Source organism: Sphingomonas sp. PEI4 (genome assembly GCF_056679955.1).
Window position 1 is genome coordinate 1,827,041 of record NZ_CM155258.1, and the last position, 22,207, is coordinate 1,849,247.

The 22,207-nt window shown below is 66.2% G+C and carries 20 protein-coding genes and 1 pseudogene; 7 read left to right on the plus strand and 14 right to left on the minus strand.

What is annotated here, in order from left to right; genetic code table 11:
* Positions 1-58: 58 nt before the first annotated feature.
* From AC1MLZ_RS08350 to AC1MLZ_RS08360, 3 genes are all read left to right on the plus strand, one after another.
* The gene (locus AC1MLZ_RS08350) at positions 59-1,432 is read left to right on the plus strand and encodes an MATE family efflux transporter (RefSeq protein ID WP_480961233.1); all 1,374 of its coding nucleotides are present in this window, start codon (positions 59-61) and stop codon (positions 1,430-1,432) included.
* A gap of 85 nt (positions 1,433-1,517) precedes the next feature.
* Complete coding sequence (locus AC1MLZ_RS08355; protein ID WP_480961234.1) at positions 1,518-1,736, plus strand: hypothetical protein; 219 nt, start codon at positions 1,518-1,520, stop codon at positions 1,734-1,736.
* A gap of 35 nt (positions 1,737-1,771) precedes the next feature.
* Positions 1,772-2,017 (plus strand): MAPEG family protein, encoded by a 246-nt coding sequence (locus AC1MLZ_RS08360; protein ID WP_480961235.1) that lies wholly within the window; start codon positions 1,772-1,774, stop codon positions 2,015-2,017.
* Positions 2,018-2,040: 23 nt separating this feature from the next.
* On the opposite strand, the gene mmsB is transcribed toward AC1MLZ_RS08360, so the two are convergent.
* The 6 genes from mmsB to AC1MLZ_RS08390 all read right to left on the minus strand — a co-directional run bounded on the left by mmsB (position 2,041) and on the right by AC1MLZ_RS08390 (position 8,141).
* Complete coding sequence (gene mmsB / locus AC1MLZ_RS08365) at positions 2,041-2,916, minus strand: 3-hydroxyisobutyrate dehydrogenase (protein ID WP_480961236.1); 876 nt, start codon at positions 2,914-2,916, stop codon at positions 2,041-2,043.
* Between the two features lie 130 nt (positions 2,917-3,046).
* The gene (locus AC1MLZ_RS08370) at positions 3,047-3,820 is read right to left on the minus strand and encodes an enoyl-CoA hydratase (RefSeq protein ID WP_480961237.1); all 774 of its coding nucleotides are present in this window, start codon (positions 3,818-3,820) and stop codon (positions 3,047-3,049) included.
* A gap of 77 nt (positions 3,821-3,897) precedes the next feature.
* Positions 3,898-4,941, minus strand: coding sequence for an enoyl-CoA hydratase/isomerase family protein (locus AC1MLZ_RS08375; RefSeq protein WP_480961238.1), 1,044 nt, complete (start codon positions 4,939-4,941; stop codon positions 3,898-3,900).
* Between the two features lie 115 nt (positions 4,942-5,056).
* Positions 5,057-6,202 (minus strand): acyl-CoA dehydrogenase family protein, encoded by a 1,146-nt coding sequence (locus AC1MLZ_RS08380; RefSeq protein ID WP_480961239.1) that lies wholly within the window; start codon positions 6,200-6,202, stop codon positions 5,057-5,059.
* The gene (locus tag AC1MLZ_RS08385) at positions 6,199-6,609 is read right to left on the minus strand and encodes a VOC family protein (RefSeq protein WP_480961240.1); all 411 of its coding nucleotides are present in this window, start codon (positions 6,607-6,609) and stop codon (positions 6,199-6,201) included. Before AC1MLZ_RS08385 ends, AC1MLZ_RS08380 begins: the two co-directional genes overlap by 4 nt.
* 5 nt (positions 6,610-6,614) lie before the next feature.
* Positions 6,615-8,141: a CoA-acylating methylmalonate-semialdehyde dehydrogenase gene (locus tag AC1MLZ_RS08390; RefSeq protein WP_480961241.1), complete on the minus strand. Its 1,527-nt coding sequence runs from the start codon at positions 8,139-8,141 to the stop codon at positions 6,615-6,617.
* A 120-nt stretch (positions 8,142-8,261) separates the two neighbouring features.
* Between AC1MLZ_RS08390 and AC1MLZ_RS08395 the strand changes: the two genes are divergently transcribed.
* Entirely contained in the window at positions 8,262-9,167 is a 906-nt protein-coding gene (locus AC1MLZ_RS08395) for a LysR family transcriptional regulator (RefSeq protein WP_480961242.1), read from the plus strand.
* Between the two features lie 53 nt (positions 9,168-9,220).
* Complete coding sequence (locus AC1MLZ_RS08400; RefSeq protein ID WP_480961243.1) at positions 9,221-9,538, plus strand: hypothetical protein; 318 nt, start codon at positions 9,221-9,223, stop codon at positions 9,536-9,538.
* Positions 9,539-9,672: 134 nt separating this feature from the next.
* On the opposite strand, the gene AC1MLZ_RS08405 is transcribed toward AC1MLZ_RS08400, so the two are convergent.
* From AC1MLZ_RS08405 to AC1MLZ_RS08420, 4 genes are all read right to left on the minus strand, one after another.
* Complete coding sequence (locus AC1MLZ_RS08405; protein ID WP_480961244.1) at positions 9,673-10,752, minus strand: acyl-CoA dehydrogenase family protein; 1,080 nt, start codon at positions 10,750-10,752, stop codon at positions 9,673-9,675.
* Positions 10,753-10,756: 4 nt separating this feature from the next.
* On the minus strand, positions 10,757-11,965 hold the full coding sequence (locus tag AC1MLZ_RS08410; protein WP_480961502.1) for an acyl-CoA dehydrogenase family protein: 1,209 nt from the start codon (positions 11,963-11,965) through the stop codon (positions 10,757-10,759).
* Between the two features lie 135 nt (positions 11,966-12,100).
* Positions 12,101-13,630, minus strand: coding sequence for an alginate export family protein (locus AC1MLZ_RS08415; RefSeq protein WP_480961245.1), 1,530 nt, complete (start codon positions 13,628-13,630; stop codon positions 12,101-12,103).
* A gap of 59 nt (positions 13,631-13,689) precedes the next feature.
* Positions 13,690-15,036, minus strand: a complete 1,347-nt coding sequence (locus tag AC1MLZ_RS08420; protein ID WP_480961246.1) for a dicarboxylate/amino acid:cation symporter — start codon at positions 15,034-15,036, stop codon at positions 13,690-13,692.
* Between the two features lie 203 nt (positions 15,037-15,239).
* Between AC1MLZ_RS08420 and AC1MLZ_RS08425 the strand changes: the two genes are divergently transcribed.
* Together AC1MLZ_RS08425 and AC1MLZ_RS08430 are read left to right on the plus strand one after the other, a co-directional pair.
* The gene (locus AC1MLZ_RS08425; RefSeq protein WP_480961247.1) at positions 15,240-17,024 is read left to right on the plus strand and encodes a sensor histidine kinase; all 1,785 of its coding nucleotides are present in this window, start codon (positions 15,240-15,242) and stop codon (positions 17,022-17,024) included.
* Positions 17,021-18,346, plus strand: coding sequence for a sigma-54-dependent transcriptional regulator (locus tag AC1MLZ_RS08430; RefSeq protein ID WP_480961248.1), 1,326 nt, complete (start codon positions 17,021-17,023; stop codon positions 18,344-18,346). The genes AC1MLZ_RS08425 and AC1MLZ_RS08430 overlap by 4 nt, the downstream gene beginning before the upstream one ends.
* 172 nt (positions 18,347-18,518) lie before the next feature.
* Here AC1MLZ_RS08430 and AC1MLZ_RS08435 read toward each other — a convergent pair whose 3' ends face one another.
* The 4 genes and pseudogenes from AC1MLZ_RS08435 to AC1MLZ_RS08450 form a co-directional block, all read right to left on the minus strand.
* On the minus strand, positions 18,519-19,577 hold the full coding sequence (locus AC1MLZ_RS08435) for an AbrB family transcriptional regulator (RefSeq protein ID WP_480961249.1): 1,059 nt from the start codon (positions 19,575-19,577) through the stop codon (positions 18,519-18,521).
* A pseudogene (locus AC1MLZ_RS08440) lies at positions 19,574-20,235 on the minus strand (spermidine synthase). Before AC1MLZ_RS08440 ends, AC1MLZ_RS08435 begins: the two are co-directional and overlap by 4 nt.
* A complete protein-coding gene (locus AC1MLZ_RS08445; protein ID WP_480961503.1) occupies positions 20,235-21,527 on the minus strand; it encodes an Hsp70 family protein in 1,293 nt (430 codons plus the stop codon). Before AC1MLZ_RS08445 ends, AC1MLZ_RS08440 begins: the two are co-directional and overlap by 1 nt.
* A gap of 106 nt (positions 21,528-21,633) precedes the next feature.
* Positions 21,634-22,104 carry a YaiI/YqxD family protein gene (locus tag AC1MLZ_RS08450; protein ID WP_332742451.1) on the minus strand — a complete coding sequence of 157 codons (471 nt, stop codon included), beginning with the start codon at positions 22,102-22,104 and terminating at the stop codon, positions 21,634-21,636.
* Positions 22,105-22,207 lie beyond the last annotated feature (103 nt).

The window sequence follows — 22,207 nt, forward strand, 5'->3', positions numbered from 1 at the left end:
GCAGGGAGGAATCGACGCAAGTAATCGACTTGGCCGTGAACCCGGCTAAAGCCGACGCATGACGTCCACCCCGTCCCGCCCCTGGCGCACCGAATTCGCCGCCACGCTGAAACTCGCCTGGCCGCTGGTCGCGACGAACCTCGCCCAGGCGCTGGTCGGTGCGACCGACGTCGCGATGCTGGGGCGGCTCGGCTCGGACACGTTGGCGGCGGCGACGCTGGGGCTGAACCTCTACCTCGTGTTCCTCGTCTTCGGCATGGGCCTCACCACCGCCGCTGTCCCGATGATCGCGCGCGAACGCGGTGCGCGGCCGCATGCGGTGCGCGATATCCGGCGGACCGTGCGCCAGACGATCTGGGTCGCCGCCACGCTCTGCCTCCCGTCCTGGATCATCCTCTGGAACGCCGAGGCCATCCTCGTACACCTGCTCGACCAGGACCCGCTGCTCGCGCACGAAGCGGCGCGGTTCGCGCGCGCGGTGATGTGGGGAATGCTGCCGAGTCTCTGCTTCCTCGTGCTGCGCGCGTTCGTCGCCGCGCTCGAGAAACCCGCCTGGTCGCTGGTGGTGATGGTCGGGCTGCTGGTGGTCAACGCCGCGCTCAACTGGCTGCTGATCTTCGGCCATGCCGGCCTCCCCGCGCTCGGCCTGCTCGGCTCGGGCATGGCGAGCAGCATCGCCAACGGTCTCAGCTTCGTCGCGATGGCCGCCGTCATCGTCTACGCCAAGCCGTTCCGCCGCTATCGCCTGCTCGGCCGGTTCTGGCGCGCAGACTGGCCGCGATACCGCGCGGTGTGGACGCTCGGCCTGCCGATCGCGATCACGCTCGGGTTCGAATCCACAGTGTTCATCGCCGCGGTATTCCTGATGGGCCTGCTCGGCACCGTCCCGCTTGCCGCCCACGCAATCGCGATCCAGATCGCCAGCGTCACCTTCATGGTCCCGCTCGGCATCGCACAAGCCGCCACCGTCCGCGTCGGCCTCGCCTCCGGACGCGGCGATCGCGCGGGAATCGGGCGCGCAGGCTGGGCGGCATTCGCGATCGGCGAAGGCTTCATGGTGATCACCGCCGCGTTGCTGATCCTCGCACCGCAGATGCTGATCGGTATCATCCTCGATGTCGACGCGCCCGCGAACGCACCGGTCGTCGCGCTGGCGATCTCGCTACTTGCGGTGGCCGCGGTGTTCCAGGTGGTCGACGGCGCGCAGGTGATCGGCGCGGGCATGTTGCGCGGGTCGGGCGATACGAAGGTGCCGATGATCTTCGCCGCGATCGGCTATTGGGGGATCGGCATCGGCGTCGGCGCATGGCTCGCGTTCGGCCGCGGCTGGGGCGGAGTCGGCATCTGGACTGGCCTCGCGACCGGACTGGCGGTGGTATCCGTGCTGATGATCGCCCGTTGGCAAGCGCGCGAACGAATTGGGCTCGGCTAAGGCTCGCTTGGGCTCTTTATCCGATATTACTGATACATAGACGGTCCAGTGTGTTAACGTAAGTTACACCAACGGAGCCTGACATATGCCTGATCAAGACCGCATCGTCGCGATCGGGTTGCTCACGCAGCGCGACGTTTTCGCGCTCGGCCATGACCTGTCGCGCGTCTATCCGATCGACGAGGTGCCGTGCTTCGGCAGCCTGCTTGGCGCGATCGACGACGCCGACCGCGCGTTCCACCGCGCGCACGATGCACGGCAGCTTGCCATTCCTCCGCAACGTGGCGCAACCTCGCTCGCATAGCGGCGTCGAGACCCGCTGCGCTGCGGAGACCGATCATGACGTTGTCTACCGAACTGCTGCTGCTTGGCTGGTCGACGGTCCTGCTGTTCGCATACATCATGATCCAGGGGCAGACCGCGACGCGCGACCGCGGGCTCGACTGGAACGCCGGCCCGCGCGATGGCGATCAAAAGCCGCTTGGCGAGATGGCCGGCCGCGCCGAGCGGGCACTGAAGAATTGTTCGGCATCCGCTACGTGCGCAGCTTCTGCTGGACGGTGTCGATCCTCGGGCTGCTGCTGATGCTGATCCTCTTCCTCTGAGACTTAGTCGCGAAGGGTGCGAATGATCGCCGAGAAGTCGAGCCCACCCTGCCCGGCCTCGGCGAACGCCTCGTACCGCTCGGCAGCCTTCGCGCCCATCGGCGTATCCGCGCCGGTATCCTTCGCCGCCGCCATTGCGAGCCGCAGATCCTTCAGCATCAACGCCGCCGCGAAGCCGCCCTGATAGTCGTGATCGGCGGGCGTGTCCGGGCCGATCCCAGGTAGCGGCGCGTAGGTCGTCATCGACCAGCTCTGCCCCGACGACACACTGGCGATGTCGTAGAACGCCTGCGCGTCGAGGCCGAGCTTCTCCGCCAGCACGAACGCCTCGCAAGTAGCGATCATCGTTGCGCCGAGGATCATGTTGTTGCAGATCTTCGCCGCCTGTCCCGCGCCGTTCACGCCCGCGTGGATGACCGCCTTGCCCATGTCGGCGAGGATGACCTGAGCCCGGTCGAACGCCTCGGCTGAACCGCCGACCATGAACGTCAGCGTTCCCGCATTCGCCGCGACGATCCCGCCGGAGACGGGTGCGTCGACCGCGACGAGCCCCTTGGCCTGTGCGGCCTCGGCGACCTGCTTTGCGGTGGCGACGTCGATCGTCGAACAGTCGATGAGGATCGCGGAGGGCGACGCGACGCCGAACAGCGCGTCATAGACCTCGGCGACATGCTTGCCGGCGGGGAGCATCGTGACGATCGCCTCGGCGCCGTCTGCGGCTTCGGCAGCAGACGCGACCGGCAGGCATCCCGCGGCCTTCGCCTTGTCCAGCGCATCGGCGTTCAGATCGAACGCGCGGACGTCATGACCCTTCTTGGCGAGGTTCGCCGCCATCCCGCCGCCCATGTTGCCAAGCCCGATGAAACCGATCCGTGCCATTGCCTGCTCCTGTCTCCCCTCCCGTATGCGGGAGGGGCCGGGGGTGGGCGCCCGGCCAATGATGTTGCACCACGTTGCCGACCGGGAGCCCACCCCCCAGCCCCCTCCCGCGCGCGGGAGGGGGAGCAGATTATTTCCCCGTCCAGTTCCCCGGACGCTTCTCCACGAACGCGGCCATGCCTTCGCTCTGGTCCGCCGTCCCGAACAGCCCGTGGAACAGCCGCCGCTCGAACTGGACGCCCATCGCAAGTCCCGTCTCGAACGCCGCGTTGACCATTTCCTTGTTCGCCAGCACCGCCAGCGGTGCCATCGCGGCGATCGTCACGGCGGTCTTCACAGCCTCCTCGACCAAATCCGCGGCGGCCACGATCCGCGACACGAGCCCTGCGCGCTCGGCTTCCTCGGCATCCATCATCCGCCCGGTCAGGCACATCTCCATCGCCTTGGCCTTGCCGACCGCACGCGTGAGGCGCTGCGATCCGCCCATGCCGGGGGACACGGCCAGCTTGATCTCGGGCTGGCCGAACTTGGCGGTATCGGCGGCGAGGATGAAGTCGCACATCATCGCCAACTCGCACCCGCCGCCCAGCGCATAGCCCGCGACCGCCGCGATGACAGGCTTGCGCGTCCGCGTGAAATTCTCCCATCCTGCGAAGAAGTTGCTCGCGTACATGTCCGCGAACCCCTGGCTCTGCATCTCCTTGATGTCAGCCCCCGCCGCGAACGCCTTGGCCGAGCCGGTCAGCACCGCGCAGCCCTGCGACGCATCCGCATCGAACGCGGCAAACGCGGCGATCAGGTCGGCGAGCACCTGCGAATTGAGCGCATTCAGCGCCTGAGGCCGGTTCAGCGTGACGAGTGTCACGCCGCCGCGCTGCTCGACGAGGATCGTTTCGTAGGTCATTCACTTACTCCTTGTATCCCCGCGAAGGCGGGGACCCAGACTGGGCTCCCGCCTTCGCGGGAGAGCAGATAGACGGATTAACCCGGCGTCCACGCCTCATGCTCCGCCAACGGCGCGAAGATCTGGTCGATCACGTGATCGGTCACATCCTCGGGCGTCGCGGGACTCCAGCGCGGCGCGTTGTCCTTGTCGACGATCACCGCGCGTACGCCCTCGATAAAATCATGCCGCTGCACGACATGCGCGCCGACTGCATATTCCTGCCGCATCTCATCCGCGAAACTCGCCATCGCCGCACCCTCGTGGAGCAGCCGGAGCGACACCTTCATCGTCTGCGGCGACTTCGTCTTAAGCGTGGCCAGCGTCTGCGCAGCCCACTCACCACCATCCGCCTCAAGCGCAGCGTAGATATCTTCCAGCACGTCCGACGCGAACAGGCGGTCGATGTCGTCCTTCCGCGCGAGGATCTTCGCTCCGGGCGGCGACGTCGCCAACGAATCCAGCACGCCGGCAATATCCCGCGGCGTCTCCGCAATCCGCGCCTTGGCGATATCAAGCGTATCGCTCGCCAGGAAATGCGTCGCCAACCCGAGCGCCAGACACTCCGCCCCATCGAGCCGGTGGCCGGTCAGCGCGAGATACTGCCCGATCCGCCCCGGTAACCGCGACAGGTACCAGCCGCCGCCGACATCCGGGAACAACCCGATCCCTGTCTCCGGCATAGCGAACTTGGTGTTCTCCGTCGCGATCCGGAACCGGCACGGCAAGGCCAGCCCTACGCCGCCGCCCATCGTGATCCCATCCATGAAGGCGACGATCGGCTTGGCATAGGTGAACAGCCGGTGGTTCATCCGATACTCGGCATGAAAGAACGCCCGCGCCTCGACGCCATCGGTCGCGCCGGACGCGGCGAGCATGCGGATATCCCCGCCCGCGCAGAACCCACGCCCTTCGACATGATCGACAACGATTGCCTCAACCGAAAGATCGCTTCGCCATGTTTTGAGCGCTTCTAGCACGCCTTCGCACATGCCGAGATTGAGCGCGTGCAGCGACTTCGGGCGGTTCAACCGAATACGGCCGACAGGCCCTTCACTCTCGACGATCAGATCATCGGTCACGCGTTCACCTCCCGAATACCATCTCCGCGCCTCTGCGCCTCTGCGCGAACGATATTCTTTTTCGCGCAGAGGCGCGGAGGCGCGGAGCAGAAGAAAGACTTGTAGCTGCGCGGACTCACTGCCGCGTCAGCTCGCGCCCGACGATCATCCGCATCACCTGGTTGGTCCCCTCGAGGATCGAATGCACGCGCAGGTCGCGCCAGAAGCGTTCGATCGGATAGTCCTGCAGATACCCGTACCCGCCGTGCAACTGCAACGCGCGGTCGACCACCGAAGACCCCGTATCCGTCGCGAGCCGCTTCGCCATTGCCGCGAACTTGGTCTTGTCGGGCGCGTTCGCCGTCACCTTGGCCGCCGCAATATAGAGCAGCGCGCGCGCCGCCTCCAACTCGGTCGCCATGTCCGCCAGCATGAACTGCGTATTCTGGAAATCCGCGATGGCCTTGCCGAACTGCTTCCGGTCCTTCGTGTACGCGATCGCCTCGTCGAGACACCGCTGCGCACCGCCGAGCGAACACGCGCCGATGTTCAGCCGCCCGCCGTCGAGCCCCATCATCGCGATCCGGAAACCCTCACCCTCGCCGCCGACCATGTTCGCGCCCGGCACCCGGACGCCGTCGAAGATCACCTGCCGCGTCGGCTGCGAATGCCAACCCAGCTTCTTCTCGTTCGCGCCGAACGACACGCCCGGCATGTCCTTCTCGATCACCAGGCACGAGATACCCTTGGCCCCCTCCTCACCGGTGCGGACCATGGTCACGTACACCTCGTTCTCGCCCGCACCCGAGATGAACTGCTTCGACCCCGTCACGATCCAGTCGTCGCCGTCCCGAACCGCCCGCGTCTTCAAAGCCGCCGCGTCGGACCCCGAGCCCGGCTCGGTCAGGCAATAGCTCGCCAGCCGGTCCATCGTCACCAGATCGGGGAGGTACTTGTCCTTCACCGCGGACGACCCAAACCGGTCGATCATCCACGCCGCCATGTTGTGAATGCTGATGAACGCGCTGGTCGACGGACACCCATACGACATCGCCTCCATGATCAGCGCCGCCTCAAGCCGCCCAAGCGCGATCCCGCCGCTCTCCTCGCTGACATAGATTGCCGCGAAGCCGAGCTCGGCCGCCGCCTTTATCGTTTCGCGCGGAAAAATGTGCTTCTCGTCCCACTCGGCTGCATGCGGCGTGATGCGGTCCGCGGTGAAGCGGCGCGCCAGTTCCTGGATCTCGCGCTGGTCATTGGTGAGGTCGAACTGGTTGGTCACGAAGAAGCTCCATTAGCCTTGGCGTCTGCGGTCAATCCGACCAGATCCCATTTATTGCCATATAGGTCGGCGAACACGACGACCCATCCATAGGGCTCGTCGCGCGGCTCTTCGACGAAATCAACGCCGTTGGCTTTCAGCACTGCGTAAGATGCCCAGAAATCGTCGGTGTTCAGGAAATGGCAAACGCGCCCGCCACCGGCTTTGCCGACCGCCGCGATCTGCTCATCGCCGACCGCCTTCGCGAGCAGCAGCTCCGAACCGCCGCCCGGAGCAGCGACACGCACCCAACGCTTCCCCCCGCCCAGATCCGTATCCTCGACAAGCACGAAGCCCAGCATGCCGACGAAATACGCGATCGCTTCATCATAGTCGCGAACGACGAGCGCGACTGTTCCAAGGCGCACCCGGCTCACCCCATCGTCGGGATGACGAACGCGTCGTTATTCCGCGCCGGGCCGCCATCCTCGGCCATAGCCGGCAATGCAGACCCATCCGGCCAGCGCTGCGTGATCGTCTTGACCTTGGTCCAGAACTTCACGCCCTCCATGCCGTGCTGGTTGGTGTCCCCGAACGCCGAGCGCTTCCAGCCGCCGAACGTATGATACGCCACCGGCACCGGAATCGGCACGTTGATACCAACCATACCGACGTTCACCCGCGCCGCGAACTCGCGCGCCGCGTGGCCGTTGCGCGTGAAGATCGCGACGCCGTTGCCGTATTGATGCTCGCTTGGCAGCCGAACCGCCTCCTCGAAATCGGCAGCGCGAACGATCTGGAGTACCGGGCCGAAGATCTCCTCCTTGTACGCCGACATGTCGGTCGTCACATGATCGAACAGCGACGGGCCGATGAAAAAGCCCTTCTCATGCCCCTGCAACGCAAACCCGCGCCCATCGACGACCAGTTCCGCGCCCTCGTGGACCCCGGTCTGGATCCAGTTCTCGATCCGCGTGCGGTGCGCCGCATTCACGACCGGGCCGTAATGCGCGTCGTTGTCGGTCGACACGCCAACCCGCAAAGCAGCGATCGCCGGGATCAGCTTCTCGCGTAACGCGACCGCCGTCTTCTCGCCGACCGGCACCACCACCGGCAGCGCCATGCACCGCTCGCCCGCGCTCCCGAACGCCGCGCCCGACAGGTCGGCAACGACCTGGTCGAGATCCGCGTCGGGCATAACGATACCGTGGTTCTTCGCGCCGCCCATCGCCTGGACGCGCTTGCCCGCCTCCACGCCCCGGCGGTACACATAGTGCGCGATGTCGGACGATCCGACGAAGCTCACCGCCGAGATCGCCGGATGATCGAGGATCGCGTCGACCATCTCCTTGTCGCCGTGGACGACCTGGAAGATCCCCTCGGGCAACCCTGCCTCGACGAACAATTCGCCCAACCGCACCGGCACCGACGGATCGCGCTCGGACGGCTTGAGGATGAACGCGTTGCCCGTGGCGATCGCGACGCCCGACATCCACAACGGGATCATCGCTGGGAAGTTGAACGGCGTGATCCCCGCGCCGATGCCGAGCGGCTGGCGCATCGAATACACGTCGATCCCCGGCCCGGCGCCCTGCGTGTATTCGCCCTTGAGGATGTGCGGAATGCCGCAGCAGAACTCGATCACCTCAAGCCCGCGCTGGATATCGCCCTTCGAATCCGCGATGACCTTGCCGTGCTCGGACGACAGCAGCCGCGCGAGTTCGTCCATGTTCGCCTCGACGAGCCGCTTGAACTCGAACATCACGCGCGCACGACGCTGCGGGTTAGTGGCGGCCCAGCCCGGTTGCGCCTTCTGTGCAGCGGCGACCGCGCGTTCCAGATCGGCGGCGCCCGACAGCCGAACCCGGGCCTGCACTTCGCCCGAATTCGGGTCGAACACGTCGCCGAAGCGCTCTGCTTTGCTTGCCGCACCGCTCACGAAATTCTCGATCGTCCGCATGGCATCCTCTTCTCGTTAGCCGCACCGTCGGCCATAAGCGTTTCGCAGCCAAGTGGGGCTGTTTGCAGATACACTCTGCAGATGTGCAGCATAGGGCGAGCTGTTCAGGGGCCAAGTTCAATGGATTGGGATGACGTCCGGTATTTCCTGGCTTTGGCGCGTACGCACCGGCTCGGCCCCGCCGCCAAACTGCTCGGGCAGGACGCAACCACCGTGTCGCGACGCCTCCAACGCCTTGAACGCAGACTCCAGACGACATTGTTCGAACAGACCGTCGCCGGATACGCGCTAACCGAACGGGGCGCCGCTCTGCTCGGCCATGCCGAGACGATGGAAGCCTCCGCGCTCGGCATCCAGGAAGCGGTAGGCACGGATGCAGGCGTGCTGGCAGGTCCGATCAGGCTGAGCGTCTCGGAAGGGTTCGGCAGCCGCATTCTTGCACCAAGGCTCGCCGCATTCACCAACCAGCATCCGCGAATAGCCGTGGACCTGATCGCGTCGACCGGTTTCCTCAATCCGTCACGCCGCGAGGCGGACATCGCGGTGATGCTCGCACGCCCAAAGAGCGGACCTCTGGTGACGCGCAAGCTCACCGATTATCACCTCGGGCTATACGCGCACCCCGATCACCTCGCCCGTACAGCTCCGATCGCGACTACCGCAGACCTGATGCGACACCGGCTTATCGGGTACGTCCCGGACATGATCTACGCGCCCGAACTCCGCTATCTGGCGGAGATCGACGGGCGGCTCGATGCATCGATCCGCAGTTCGAGCATCGTCGCACAAGCCGAACTAATCGCGGCGGGCGCAGGGTGCGGGATACTGCCCTGCTTCATCGGCGACCGTGCACCTGGGCTGGTCCGCGTGCTGCCCGAAGCCGTCGATATCCAGCGCTCATTCTGGCTCGTCGTCCACCGCGACGTCCGCCGGATCGCGCGGATCGACCGGTTCATCGCCTGGCTGGACACGACCATCGCCGAACTCAAACCGCTGATGCTGGGTACGATTGGCGCTTCCGGCTGAGGCTCGTATAGGCTCGCACTGCTGCGGCCCTGCCGTTTCCCCTGGAGTAAAGCGTGATCCCCCAATTGTACCATGATGCCATCATCTGGATCGGCGACGGCACGGGACTGCCCGATGCCATCCTGCACATCCATGCCGGCATGGCGTTGTTGATGATCGCGAGACTGGTGACGCGCCGATCGTTCGGGACGTTCATCCCGTGGTGGGTCGTCGTCGCGGGTGAAGCCTTCAACGAGATCATGGACCGGTTGAGCTTCGGCTCATGGCGCTGGGGGGATACCTCGCTGGACACCCTCAATACGCTGTTGTGGCCGACGGTGATCTGTCTCGGCGTGCGGCTTCGACCGATGATCGGGAAGCGCACGCGGTAGTCCATACCGTCTAGCAGCCCCCGTCATCCGGCCCTGCCATCTGGCCGCGTCATCCTGACGAAAGTCAGGATCCAGGGTAACAGGTGCTGTCCTTCGTGACTCTGTATCCTGACTTTCGTCAGGATGACGGGCACTCAGCCCAGCGCGATGTAGCGTTGGAGGTGATGGTCCTCGTCGCCGAGCTGGTGGTCGATCATCACCAGCCGCTTGGCGTAGTGCGACACGGCGTATTCCCACGTCATGCCGATGCCGCCGTGCAACTGGATCGACTCCTCGGCCACCAGAGCCCCCGTCCGCCCGATGGTGTATTTCGCCGCCGCCAGCGCCCGCGCGCGCGCCTTCACGTCGGCGCCGTCGAATGCCGACGCGGCGTTGATCACTGCGGACTGCGCCTGCTCGATCTCGAGCAACACCGTCGCCATGCGGTGCTGCAGCGCCTGGAACTTGCCGATCGGCACGCCGAACTGTTTCCGGTCGCGAAGGTAGCCGAGCGTCGCCTCCTTGACGAACTCCATCGCGCCCACCGCTTCGGCCGACAGCGCGAGCAGCCCTGCACCGACCGCCGCATCGACGATCGCCTGCCCCTGCCCGTCACCACCGACCCGCGCATCCGCACCCAGCGTTACGCCGTCGAACGTCACGTCCCCAGCACCGCCGCCCTCGACGACGTTGTAGCTCCGCACCGAAACCCCGGCCGTATCCGCGGGCACGAGCAACACGAGCGGGTCGTCCTGTTCGACCACCACCACGAACACCGACGCCGCGCCCGCCTGCGGCACGACCGCCTTCGTCCCGCTGAGCGTCCAGCCATCGCCGCTCTTCGTCGCGGTCACCGGCGTCGCACCATCCTCATGCGCAAATGCGGCGATCGTTTCGCCGGAAACGATCCCGGCGAGCGTCTCGTCATGCCCGCCAGCCTTTGCCAGCGCACGCCCCGCCATCAGCGCGCCGAGGAACGGTTCGACCACCAGCGCGCGGCCGAGTGCCTCGAACACCACCATGATGTCGAACCCGCTGCCGCCGAAGCCGCCTGCCGCCTCGTCGAACAGCGCGGAGACGATGCCGAGTTCGGTCAATTGCTGCCAGACCGCCGGGTCGTACCCCGCCTCGCTGTACGCCCCCGCATTGCGCGTATCGATCGCATAGCCGTCACGCAGCGCCCGAACGAGCGTGTCGGCGAGCATGCGGCGGTCGTCGGTGTGTTCGAAGTTCATGTGATCACAGACCCAGGATGGCTTTGGAGATGATGTTCTTCTGGATCTCGTTCGACCCGCCGAAGATCGACAGCTTCCGGTTGTTGAAATAGCTCGGCGCCGCCATCGCCGCGTCCTCCGGGCCGACATCCTCGCCGTTCCACCCGGCCTCCAGAGCTTCGGGTATGTAGGGCGCTGCATACGAGCCATAGGCGCGACGCGTCAGCGAGGTGATCTCCTGGCGGATCTCGGTGCCCTTGATCTTGAGCATCGAGCTTTCCGCCCCCGGCGCACCCCCACCCGCGACCGCCGCGAGCACGCGAAGGTTGGTGGTCTGCATGTTGGCGAGATCGATCTCGACCCGCGCCATCCGTGCCGCGAACAACGGATCGTCCGCCAAGGCCCGCCCGCCCTTCTTCTGCATCTGCGCAACTTCCTTCAGCCGCTCGAACGACGCGATCGAGAAGCCGACGCCGGCGATGTTGGTGCGCTCATAGGTCAGCAGGTATTTGGCGAAGGTCCAGCCGAGGTTTTCCTCGCCGACGAGGTTGGCCACCGGCACCTCGACATCGGTGAAGAACACCTCGTTCACCTCCTGCTCGCCGTCGATCAGCGTGATCGGGCGGACTTCGATGCCGGGCGACTTCATGTCGATCAGCAGGAACGAGATGCCCTCCTGCTTCTTCGCCCCCGGGTCGGTGCGGACGAGGCAGAAGATCATGTCGGCATGCTGGCCAAGCGTCGTCCAGGTCTTCTGGCCGTTGACGACATAGACGTCGGCCCCATCGCGATTGGCGCGGACGGCGGTGGTCTTGAGGCCCGCAAGATCGGAACCCGCGCCCGGTTCCGAATAGCCCTGGCACCACCAGTCGGAACCATCGAGGATCCGCGGCAGCCACTGCGTCTTCTGCTCCTCGGACCCGTATTTGATCAGCACCGGCCCGAGCATGTTGACGCCGAACGGCACCACGCGAGGCGCATGCGCGAGCGCAGACTCGTTGTCGAAGATGAACCGCTGGATCACGCTCCAGCCCGGACCGCCCCACTCCTCGGGCCAATGGTTCGCCAGCCAGCCGCGTTCGTTGAGGATCGCGTGCCATTCCTCCATGTCCGATTTGCGGAGGCGCTTACCTTCGCGGACCAGTGTCGAGAGCCGCGCGGGAAGTTTGTCGCGGAAGAACGCGCGGACTTCGTCGCGGAACGATTCTTCCTCGGGCGTGAAGCTGAGATCCATGGCCATGTGCTCCTGATGTTGGAACCCATGTGCCACAGTCGATCGCAGAATTGAAGGACCGGTATGGTCGAAAGCGGAGAAAACGCTGCGCCGAGCGACGCAGGTTAATCCAGCCGGTATCGCCGCTCGGCTCTATCAGAACCGGTAGTTGATCCACCCCGCAAGGAAGTCGGAGTTCTTATACCCGGCATTGGTCAACGCAGGCCCCGCAATCAGGTGCTCGTACCGCCCGGTGAACGACAGTCGCGAACTGATCGGGTACACCGCCTGAAAGCGCAGCGTATCGGCGATCTTCTTGCCCCCGAAGTTCTGCGTGCCGGCAAAGGCGGACCCGTTCGCACGGTACACCGCATCGCTCGTCGTATCGCGCCACGAACGCTGATATTCCGCGGTCAGTCGCAGCTTGTCGAACACGCTGAACGACACGTTCGGCGCCAGCGCAACCAGGTTGGTCGGCGTCGCGAACAGCTGATAGCTGTAATAGATGTTGTTGCCGAACGGGGCGAGCGAGTTGCGCAACGTACCGGTCCCATAGGCACCACCGCCACTGGCATAATCCGCATGGAAACCGACCCGCGGCGCGGACTTGCCCGCGCCGAGCTTGTAGGTCTGCGCCAACAATATCAGCCACGCCTTGATCGAACGGTTGTCGTACGACCCGCCCTGATAGTTGATCGTCCAATCGAGGTTCACCGGCCCCGCATCGCCCCACACGTGCAGCCCGTAGAAATTGCGGACCTCGCGCGCGTTCTCGGTGCCCCATACCGCCGCACGGTTGCGCAGGCGCCAGAGGAACGGATCGACATACAGCTTCGACCCGCCGAACAGCGTTTCCGGCACGACGATGCCGGTCGAAATGCCCGAGAAGCGCCGACCACCCTCAATGCCTTCGTCGCCGGTGCCGTCATTGCCGTACCGGGTCGGTTTGAAATCGAACACGTCGGCACGGACACCCGCAGCACGTGCCCACGCGCGGAAGCCGTTGAAGCCAAAGAACAGCGTGTTGTTGTCGCGCGGCACGACCAGCAGGTTCGGACCATCGGCGAAGGTCTGGCGCCCATAGCGCACGCCGACATCGACGTCTGCGACCGTGCCGGTCAGATCGACGAACGCCTGCTGCACCGCGAGCTTGTTACGCAGGTTCGGCAGCGCGGTCCCGAGATTTTGCCCTTCCAGCGTGCCGTGCGCCAGTTCGCCGTAGAAGCGGAGATGCTTGCCGACATGCAGGTCGGCGCCACCGAACAGACGGAGTATGTCCTGCCGCTGCGCTTCGGCATCGCGCAAATTGGGGTTGGTGGTCTGGTTGACGCGCAACCGCGCCTCGCCCGACAGCGTCAGATAGACGTCGCCGTCACCGGCGATCGAGATGAACTTCAACTGGTCGACAATGTCCTTGCGCTTGGCCGGGTCACGCAGCTTCGACCAGTCCTCCGCCCAGCGCGACTGGTTGTAGCCACCCGCCGTCGTACCGTCGCCGATCGCGGCATTGGGGTAGCTTTCGGCGATCGGCGAGGCTTCGGCGGTGCTCGACACGTCCTTGGCGCCGGGATTGGCCTGTCGCGACGGCGGCGCCTCGGTCTGAGCAGTGGCGACGTTCGCGAAAGCGAAGATCGAGAGCGCGGACGTGGCAAGTCCGGCCACGTGCCGCAAGCGGCGCATCGTCATCGAGGTCCTATCAAATATCCGGTACAGGACGTGGGACCGGCGAACCGGCCCCGTACGCGTCAGTGGGCGGTAGCAGCGGCGGGGATCGCCGCTGGCACGAACTCGGGAAGCCTGCCCGACAGCGCCGCGTCAAGCTTGTCGCGGTCGAGTGCGCCTTCCCAGCGGGCCACGACGATCGTCGCGACCGCGTTGCCGATGAAGTTGGTGAGACTCCGGCACTCGCTCATGAAGCGATCGACGCCGAGAATCAGCGCCATGCCCGCGATCGGCACCGTCGGCACGATCGACAACGTCGCGGCCAACGTGATGAAGCCCGCGCCGGTAACGCCCGCTGCGCCCTTGGACGAGATCATAGCCACGACCAGCAGCAGCAATTCCTGCCCAAGCGTCAAATGCGTGTTGGTCGCCTGCGCGATGAACAGCGCCGCCAGCGTCATGTAGATGTTGGTACCGTCGAGGTTGAACGAATAGCCGGTCGGCACGACCAGCCCGACGACCGACTTCTCGCAGCCTGCCGCCTCCATCTTCTGGATCAGGTTCGGCAGGGCTGCTTCCGACGACGACGTACCGAGCACCAGCAGCAGTTCGGCCTTCAGATACTTGATAAGCTTGAAGATCGAGAAACCGGTCAGTCGCGCGACCGTGCCGAGGATGACCACCACGAACAGCGCCGCGGTCAGGTAGAAGGTCGCGACCAGCGCGCCGAGATTGGCAAGACTGCCGATCCCGTACTTGCCGATCGTGAACGCGATCGCACCGAACGCGCCGAGCGGGGCCGCACGCATCAGGATGCCGACCAGCTTGAAGACGATCAGGCTGAGCCGCTCGAGGAAGTTCAGCACCGGCTTGGCAGGCTCACCGACCAGGCTCAGCGAGATGCCGAACAGGATCGCGATCAGCAGGATCTGGAGGATGTTACCGTCGGTGAACGCGCTGACCATCGTGTCCGGGATGATGCTCATCAGGAACCCGGTGATCGTCGTCTCGTGCGCCTTCACGGTATAATCCGCGATGCCCTTGGTATCGAGCGTGGCAGCGTCGATGTTCATCCCCGCGCCCGGCTGGACGACGTTGGCGACGATCAGGCCGACGATCAGCGCCAGCGTCGAGAAGAACAGGAAGTACGCGAACGCCTTGCCCGCGACGCGGCCGACCGAGCCCAGTTCCTTCATGCCCGCGATACCGGTGACGAGCGTCAGGAAGATCACCGGTGCGATGATCATCTTCACCAGCTTGATGAATGCGTCGCCGAGCGGCTTCAACGCCGCGCCATAGGTCGGATAGAAATGCCCGAGCGCCGCGCCGAGCGCGATCGCGACCAGCACCTGGATATAGAGCTGGCCGCTCCAGCGCTTCCGCGTCGGCGTTTCCGCGACACCGTATGTCTGGGATGGTAGGGTCAACATCGCCTCCTGAAAACTTTCGTCCACTGCCACGGGACGTTATGGGGACGGTAATGCCGAGCCGAACCCGAGACTACAAGGGCCCGTCATCACACGCATAAGACGTTGTTTTTGCGTCGTTTGCGACCATACCGGGTTTTCAGATGTGTGGGAAATGCCGAATTTGGGCGATAGCGGAGCGCTTCCGTGTGTGATAATCCGCACAAATGGCACGGCTTCGATCCTCTCTTTTCATAATCGCGCTGGCCGTGCTGCTGGCGTTTGCCGCGCTCGGCGTGATCGTGGCAGGAGTCGCTTCGATCTATGGCCCGCGCGCGGTAGCGGACGCTACGGCGTCGGTGCGGATGCGCGCGATCCAGCAGACTCGCAGCAATCTCCGCCTGCTCGAAGCGGAGTTGCAGACGTACCGACTGCTGCCGGTCATGCTCGGTGAATATCCCGATGTCCGTGCGGCGCTCGCTTCGGGCACGGTCGACTCCGCGCTCAACACCAAACTCGCGATGCTGGCCGAGCGCACCGGCGCCCCCGTGATCTATGCGCTTGATACCGGGGGGATGACGATCGCCGCGTCGAACGCCGGGCAGCCCGACAGCTTTCTCGGCCACGACTATCGGTACCGCGAGTATTTCACCAAGGCGATGGCGTCGGGCGCGACCGAGTTCTTCGCGCTCGGCAGCGTCAGCGGGCGACCCGGCCTGTATCTGTCGCGGCGGATCGATCGCGCCGGCCGCCCGCTGGGCGTGGTCGTCGTGAAGGTCGAGTTCGAAAAGATCGCGCGCGCGTGGATCCAGGATCGGATGGCGACCTTCGTCACCGATCCCGACGGCATCATCCTGATCTCCAGCGATCCCCGTCTGCAGTTCCGCACGACGCGCCCGCTTTCGCCGACGCGCCGCGCCGAGCTGATCGCGACCCGACAGTTCGGCGCCTCCCCGCTTGGGCCCGCGCCATTGATACTCGACGCCGATCGCGCGCGCCTTGCGGACGGGACGCCGGCGGTAGAAGTCTCGTTGCCCGTGCCGATCGCGAAATGGCGGCTGGTGCATATGGAGCCGCTCGACGCCGCGCTGCGCACCGCCGCCGCCAGGACCCGCTGGGCGACGGCGATCGCGGCGCTAGTAACGATCGCGGCGATGCTGGCCGCGTGGTGGCTCTACGAACGGCGCAAGCGCAACGCCGGTGCGCGGGCGGAACTGGAAGCGGAAGTCGCCCGCCGCACCGCCGAGCTTCGGGCGACCGCCGACCGCCTCCAGATCGAAGTCGAGCAGCGCGAGGCCTCCGACCAGCGCTTCCGTCAGGCGCGCGAGGAACTGGCGCACGCCAACCGCGTCGGCTCGATCGGCACGATCACCGCCAGCGTCGCGCACGAGATCAACCAGCCGGTCGCCGCGATCCGTACCTTCGCCGACAATGCCGCCGCCTTCCTCGAACGCGGCGAACCGGCGCGCGCGGCGACCAATCTCCAGTCGATCGTCGACCTCACCAGTCGGATCGGCACGATCACCGCGGGGTTGCGGCGCTATGCGCGGCGCGGCGCAGGCTCGATCGGCCCGGTCGCGCTTGACGAAGCGATCGACGGCGTCCGCCTGCTGATCGGCGACCGCTTCCGCGCGAAAAGCGTGACGCTCGACCTCCCCACCGGCGCCGAGGCACGACTGACCGTCATCGCCGGCCGCGTCCGCCTGGAGCAGGTCCTGGTCAACCTCCTCCAGAACGCCCTCGACGCGGTCGCCGACCGGCACGATGCCCGAGTCAGCGTCACCGTCGGCAGGAAAGGCCGCGACGTCGTGCTGACCGTCGCCGACAACGGCCCCGGTATCGATACCGAGATCGCCGACCATCTCTTCACCCCGTTCGCGACGAGCAAGAAGGACGGCCTCGGCCTCGGCCTCGGCATCGCGCGCGACATCATGACCGAGTTCGGCGGCACGCTCGATCTCGTCCCAGCACCTGAAGGCGCCATTTTCAGCATGATCCTGGTGAAGGCATGAGCGAGCAAGCGGTATTGCTCGTCGACGACGACGACGTGTTGCGCGGGGCGCTGGAGCAATCGTTCGAACTCGCCGGTATCGCGGTGATCGCGGAGCGCGATCCGACCGTGGCGCTGGCCCGCGTGACCGCCGGGTTCGAGGGCGCGGTAGTGTCCGACATCCGCATGCCGAAGATGGACGGATTGGAACTCTTCCGCCGGATCGCCGCGATCGACCATGAGATCCCCGTGCTGCTGATGACCGGCCACGGCGATGTCGCGATGGCGGTCGCCGCGCTCAAGAACGGCGCGTTCGACTTCATCCCGAAACCGTTCGCGACGGACCACCTCATCGCCGGGGCGAGGCGTGCGCTCGAAATGCGCCGCCTGGTCCTCGACAACCGCCGCCTCCGCGCCGCTGCCGAGGAAACGATCGGCGCAGAACCCCTGATCGGCGAAACCCCGGTGATGGTCCGCCTGCGCGAGACGATGCGCCAGATTGCGCAGGCCGATATCGACGTGCTGGTCGAAGGCGAGACCGGCACCGGCAAGGAACTTGTCGCTATACTCCTCCACCGCTGGAGCAACCGCCGCTCCCGCCCGTTCGTCGCGGTCAACTGCGCCGCGCTGCCCGAGGCGGTCGCGGAGATCGAGCTGTTCGGCCACGACGGCGACTCCCGCCTGCCCCGCACCGGCCGGATCGAGGCGTCGAACCGCGGCACGCTGTTCCTCGACGAGATCGAGAGCACGCTGCCCGCGTTTCAGGCCAAACTCCTCCGGGTACTGGAGGAGCGCGAGGTCATGCCGGTCGGCGGCGACCTCCCACGCGCGCTCGACCTGCGCGTGATCGCCGCCGCCAAACCCGGCCTGGACCACGCGGTCGAGGAAGGCCGCTTCCGCGCCGACCTCCTGTTCCGCCTCGACGCGGTACGCTTGCGCATCCCGCCCTTACGAGAACGCCGCGACGACATACCGCTGCTGTTCGGCCACCTGCTCCACCAGGCGGCGGAGCGGTTTGGTCGCGAAGTGCCGACAATTGACACCGCGACGCTCGCCTATCTCGCCCAGCACGACTGGCCCGGCAACGTCCGCGAACTCGACAACCTCGCCAAGCGCCTCGTCCTCCGCGTCGAGGCCGAAGACCCCGCCGACGAAGACAGCGACATCCCCCTCCCCGCCCGCGTCGACAAGTTCGAGGAAGCCACGATCCGCGCGACCCTGCAACAGGTCAACGGCGATGTCCGCTCCGCGCTGACCGCACTCGGCATCCCGCGAAAGACGTTCTACGACAAGCTCAAGCGCCACGAGATCGACGTCGAGGCGTATCGCCCGACGAAGGGGTAACGCCCACATCCCCGCTCGACCTAAGGGCGCCACGCCCCACCCGTTCGCTCTGAGGGCAGGTCGCACCCACACCCGTTCATGCTGAGCGAAGTCGAAGCACCTGCGCGCGATACCCACCCTTCGACTTCGCTCAGGGCGAACGGGGGTTGGGGTCGGGCCGTCTGGGATTGTCCTAGGTTGGGATAACCGGCGGCGGCACCCCGCCCTGCCGCGTCGCCACGAACTTCGCGAGCGGCGGCCCGATCGCCAGCACCCCCAGAAACCGCATCACCTGAAGCGCCATCACGAACGGCACATCCACCGGGCTCGACGCCGCAAAAATCGCGACCGAATCCATCCCGCCAGGACTCGTCGCCAGATACGCGGTAACCGGATCGATCCCCCACCAACGCGCCAACGCCGCCGCGATTCCACCGCAGAACGCGATCAGCAGCGCCACCGACAGCAGTATCCGCGGCATCGCCTTTCCCGCCACCCGCAGCGTATCGCGCGTGAACGACAGCCCGATCCGCCACCCGACCACCGCATAGCTGATCGCGAGCAACCACTGCGGCAACACCGGCTGCGCAACGCCGGTAACATTGAGCGCCGCCCCCGCGACCAGCGACCCGAGCAGCGCCCCGGCCGGCAGTTTCAGCACGACGCCAACGCTCGCGCCGATACCGGCGATCGCGATCGTCCGCAGCACTGCAACCGGATCGACCGCCGCGAACCACGTGGCCGCAACGTGATGCCCGCTCCCGCCGCCGACCATCACCGCCGCCAGCACCGACGCGACCACCGCCACGCTCACGACCCGCGTGTAGGTCATCACCGCGACCAGCCGCGAGTCAGCGCCGTACGCCTGCGCCATCAACACCATCGCGCTCGCCGCGCCGGGCGTCGATCCCCACACCGCGACGGTGCCCGGCAACACCTGCCACCGGCTGAGCAGGTATCCGAGCACGCTGCTCGCCGCGAGCGTGACGAAATTGACCATCAGGAACACCGGCCAGTGATCCGCCACCGTCGCGACGATCCCCGTAGTGATCGACCCCGCGATCAGCGTACCCACCGCCGCCTGCGCCCCACGAAAGGCTGACGTGGGCACGGTCAGCGACCATCCCCGCACCGCCAGCATCACTGCGGCAATCATCGGCCCCAGCAGCAATCCCGCCGGCAGCCCGACCAGCTCCAGCACCCCCGCGATCACCGCCGACAGCGCGATCAATACGGCCCACCGCCAGATCATGCCCTGGTAGCGAACCAGATCGTGTGCCGCGCTCCGCCCTTCCGCGTCGCCCGTGCGATCACTTCGTCGACCGCGAAACCCGCTCCGGCAAGTCGGGTAGCGAACGGCTTGCTCGGTGCCGACGACCACACCGCCAGCACGCCACCCGGTCGCAACGCCGCATGTGCCAAAGACAGTCCCCGTGCGCCGTAAAGCCGATCATTACCCGGCCGTGAAATCCCGTCCGGACCATTATCGACGTCGAGCAGGATCGCATCCCACTCGCCCTCGGCAATCGCCGCGGCGACGTCGCCCTCGACGATCCGGGTGCGCGGATCGGTCAGACTGTCACCGTGCAGCGCCGCCATCGACCCGCGCGCCCATTCGATCACCGCCGGCACGATTTCCGCGACGGCGACCTCCGCGTCGGGGCCAAGCCGGGCCAGCGCCGCGCGAAGGGTAAAGCCCATCCCGAGCCCACCGATCAACATCCGAACGCCCGGACGCCCGCCGATCCGGTCGCAAGCCTGCTCCGCCAGCGCCTCTTCCGATCCGCTCAAGCGGCTGTTCATCAACTCGTTCGCGCCGAGCATGATCGAGAACTCCGCGCCCCGCTGAGCAACCGAAGCTCCCCCCCGCCCGGCACCTGCGCCGTCCCCAGCAGAACCCGCGGCACCATCAGGCGGACCACGCCGCGATATCGTCCTGCTCGCCGATCAAGGCCAGCCCATGCGCGATCGAGGTCAGTTCGCCGCCGCTCATGATCGCCGCCTCGCCGAACCGCTCGACGAAGATCCGGCGGATGCGCGGGATCAGCGACGATCCGCCGGTCAGGAACACCCGGTCGATATCCCCGCCGCCGACGTTCGCGACCGCCAGGGCGCGGTCGACCGCCGCCTCGATCCGCACCACGTCGTCGGTGATCCAGCCCTCGAACTGCGCCCGCGTTACGTCCGCCTCGATCTCGAGCCCCGCCCCTGCAAAGTGGAAATGCGCGTCCTCGCCGCTCGACAGCGCCCGCTTCAACGACCCGACCGCATCGTACAGCGGATAGCCGAGTTCATTCTCGATCACCGCGATCATCCGCCCGATCGCGTCGGGGTCGACCGCGGTCTTCTGCAACCGCTCCAACTCGGTCATCGTCTTGCGGTTGCGCATCAGCGCCAGCCGCGACCAGTCCGCGAAATCGGCGAAATACGCGCGCGGAATCTCCAGTTCCTTGCCGAACGACTTGTACGCACCGCCCTTGCCCAGCATCGGCAACACTAGCCGGTCAAGGATCCGGTAATCGAACCGATCCCCCGCGATCCCGACGCCCGCATGCCCGAGCGGCGTACACCGTCGCGCCGCCCCCGGCTCGGCCACGCGCACCACCGAAAAGTCGCTCGTCCCGCCGCCGAAATCCGCCACCAGGATCGTCGCCGGCTCGGTCAGCCGCGTCGCATAGCTGTAGGCGGCGCCAAGCGGTTCGTAGACATAATGGATCTCCGCGCCGAAGCCCTTGAACATCGCGTCATAGCGCGTGCGGGCGAGCGCCTCGTCGGGTCGCGCGCCGGCATATTCGACCGGCCGCCCGACGACGATCCGGTGCGGTCGTGTGTCGAGCTTGCCGCCTGCATGGGAAATCAGCTTTTCGAGGAACAGCTGGCCCATCTCCTCGAAGCGATAGCGCTTGTCGAACACCGAAGCCTGCTCGAACGTCTTCATCGCCGCGACCGATTTGAACGACTGAATGAACCGGCTGTCGAGCGGATATTCCATATATTCCGCGATCGCCCACGGCCCCGCATCCGACGCGAGACCCTTGCCGTCGTCGTCCTGCCAGAAACACAGTGCCGAGCGGAACACCGGGCTAGTCTCGGCAGGCGCCGCGAAGGTCACGAGTTCGGGCGTCCCGCCGCGCGTTCCCAGCGCCACGACGCTGTTGGTCGTGCCGAAATCCAGCCCCAAGGCGGGGCCGCCAGCGTCCATCTGCATCGGCTCGTCCTTGTATGAACGCGCGCCTATGGCGATGCGGGGTGCGGGATGGCAACCCCGTGCGTGCCCTGGCGGCGGTAAAATGCGCCGTGACGCGACCTCAGAGGCGCTTCAGCCGCACCAACGCCGCATCGAGCGCGGAGAGGAAGCTCGACCGGTCGGCCTTCGAAAACGGCGCCGGGCCGCCGATGATGTCGCCGCCCGCGCGCAGGTCCGCCATGATCGCGCGCGTCGCGATCGCGCCGCCGATCGAGCTGGTGGTGAACGGCTTGCCAGTGTTGGCCAGCACCGTCGCACCGGCCTTCACGCAGCGGTCGGCGAGGAGGATGTCGGCGGTGATCACCACCGATTTCGCATCGGCCTGTTCGGCGATCCAGTCGTCGGCCGCGTCGAACCCGTCGCTGACGACGACCCGAGAGATCAGCGGATGGACGGGGATCCGGAAATGGCTGTTCGCGACGATCGTGACGGGGACTTCGTGGCGCCATGCGACCTTGTAGATCTCGTCCTTCACCGGGCACGCATCGGCGTCGACGAGGATGCGGATCGTGCTGGAAGATACGTTCGTCATCGTACACCTCCCGAACCGCCCCACTCACTCCCGTCATCCTGACGAAAGTCAGGATCCAGGATCAAGCAGGGCGGCGTTCGTTACGCTGGATCCGGACTTTCGT

Bases quoted from the DNA above. Each gene is read 5' to 3' on its own strand.
- AC1MLZ_RS08350 (WP_480961233.1), top strand. From the start codon at position 59: ATGACGTCCACCCCGTCCCGCCCCTGGCGCACCGAATTCGCCGCCACG.
- mmsB (WP_480961236.1), bottom strand. From the start codon at position 2,916: ATGGCACGGATCGGTTTCATCGGGCTTGGCAACATGGGCGGCGGGATG.
- AC1MLZ_RS08360 (WP_480961235.1), top strand. From the start codon at position 1,772: ATGACGTTGTCTACCGAACTGCTGCTGCTTGGCTGGTCGACGGTCCTG.
- AC1MLZ_RS08415 (WP_480961245.1), bottom strand. From the start codon at position 13,630: ATGACGATGCGCCGCTTGCGGCACGTGGCCGGACTTGCCACGTCCGCG.
- AC1MLZ_RS08410 (WP_480961502.1), bottom strand. From the start codon at position 11,965: ATGGATCTCAGCTTCACGCCCGAGGAAGAATCGTTCCGCGACGAAGTC.
- AC1MLZ_RS08445 (WP_480961503.1), bottom strand. From the start codon at position 21,527: ATGGACGCTGGCGGCCCCGCCTTGGGGCTGGATTTCGGCACGACCAAC.
- AC1MLZ_RS08355 (WP_480961234.1), top strand. From the start codon at position 1,518: ATGCCTGATCAAGACCGCATCGTCGCGATCGGGTTGCTCACGCAGCGC.
- AC1MLZ_RS08450 (WP_332742451.1), bottom strand. From the start codon at position 22,104: ATGACGAACGTATCTTCCAGCACGATCCGCATCCTCGTCGACGCCGAT.
- AC1MLZ_RS08390 (WP_480961241.1), bottom strand. From the start codon at position 8,141: ATGCGGACGATCGAGAATTTCGTGAGCGGTGCGGCAAGCAAAGCAGAG.
- AC1MLZ_RS08435 (WP_480961249.1), bottom strand. From the start codon at position 19,577: ATGATCTGGCGGTGGGCCGTATTGATCGCGCTGTCGGCGGTGATCGCG.
- AC1MLZ_RS08370 (WP_480961237.1), bottom strand. From the start codon at position 3,820: ATGACCTACGAAACGATCCTCGTCGAGCAGCGCGGCGGCGTGACACTC.
- AC1MLZ_RS08430 (WP_480961248.1), top strand. From the start codon at position 17,021: ATGAGCGAGCAAGCGGTATTGCTCGTCGACGACGACGACGTGTTGCGC.
- AC1MLZ_RS08420 (WP_480961246.1), bottom strand. From the start codon at position 15,036: ATGTTGACCCTACCATCCCAGACATACGGTGTCGCGGAAACGCCGACG.
- AC1MLZ_RS08405 (WP_480961244.1), bottom strand. From the start codon at position 10,752: ATGAACTTCGAACACACCGACGACCGCCGCATGCTCGCCGACACGCTC.
- AC1MLZ_RS08395 (WP_480961242.1), top strand. From the start codon at position 8,262: ATGGATTGGGATGACGTCCGGTATTTCCTGGCTTTGGCGCGTACGCAC.
- AC1MLZ_RS08425 (WP_480961247.1), top strand. From the start codon at position 15,240: ATGGCACGGCTTCGATCCTCTCTTTTCATAATCGCGCTGGCCGTGCTG.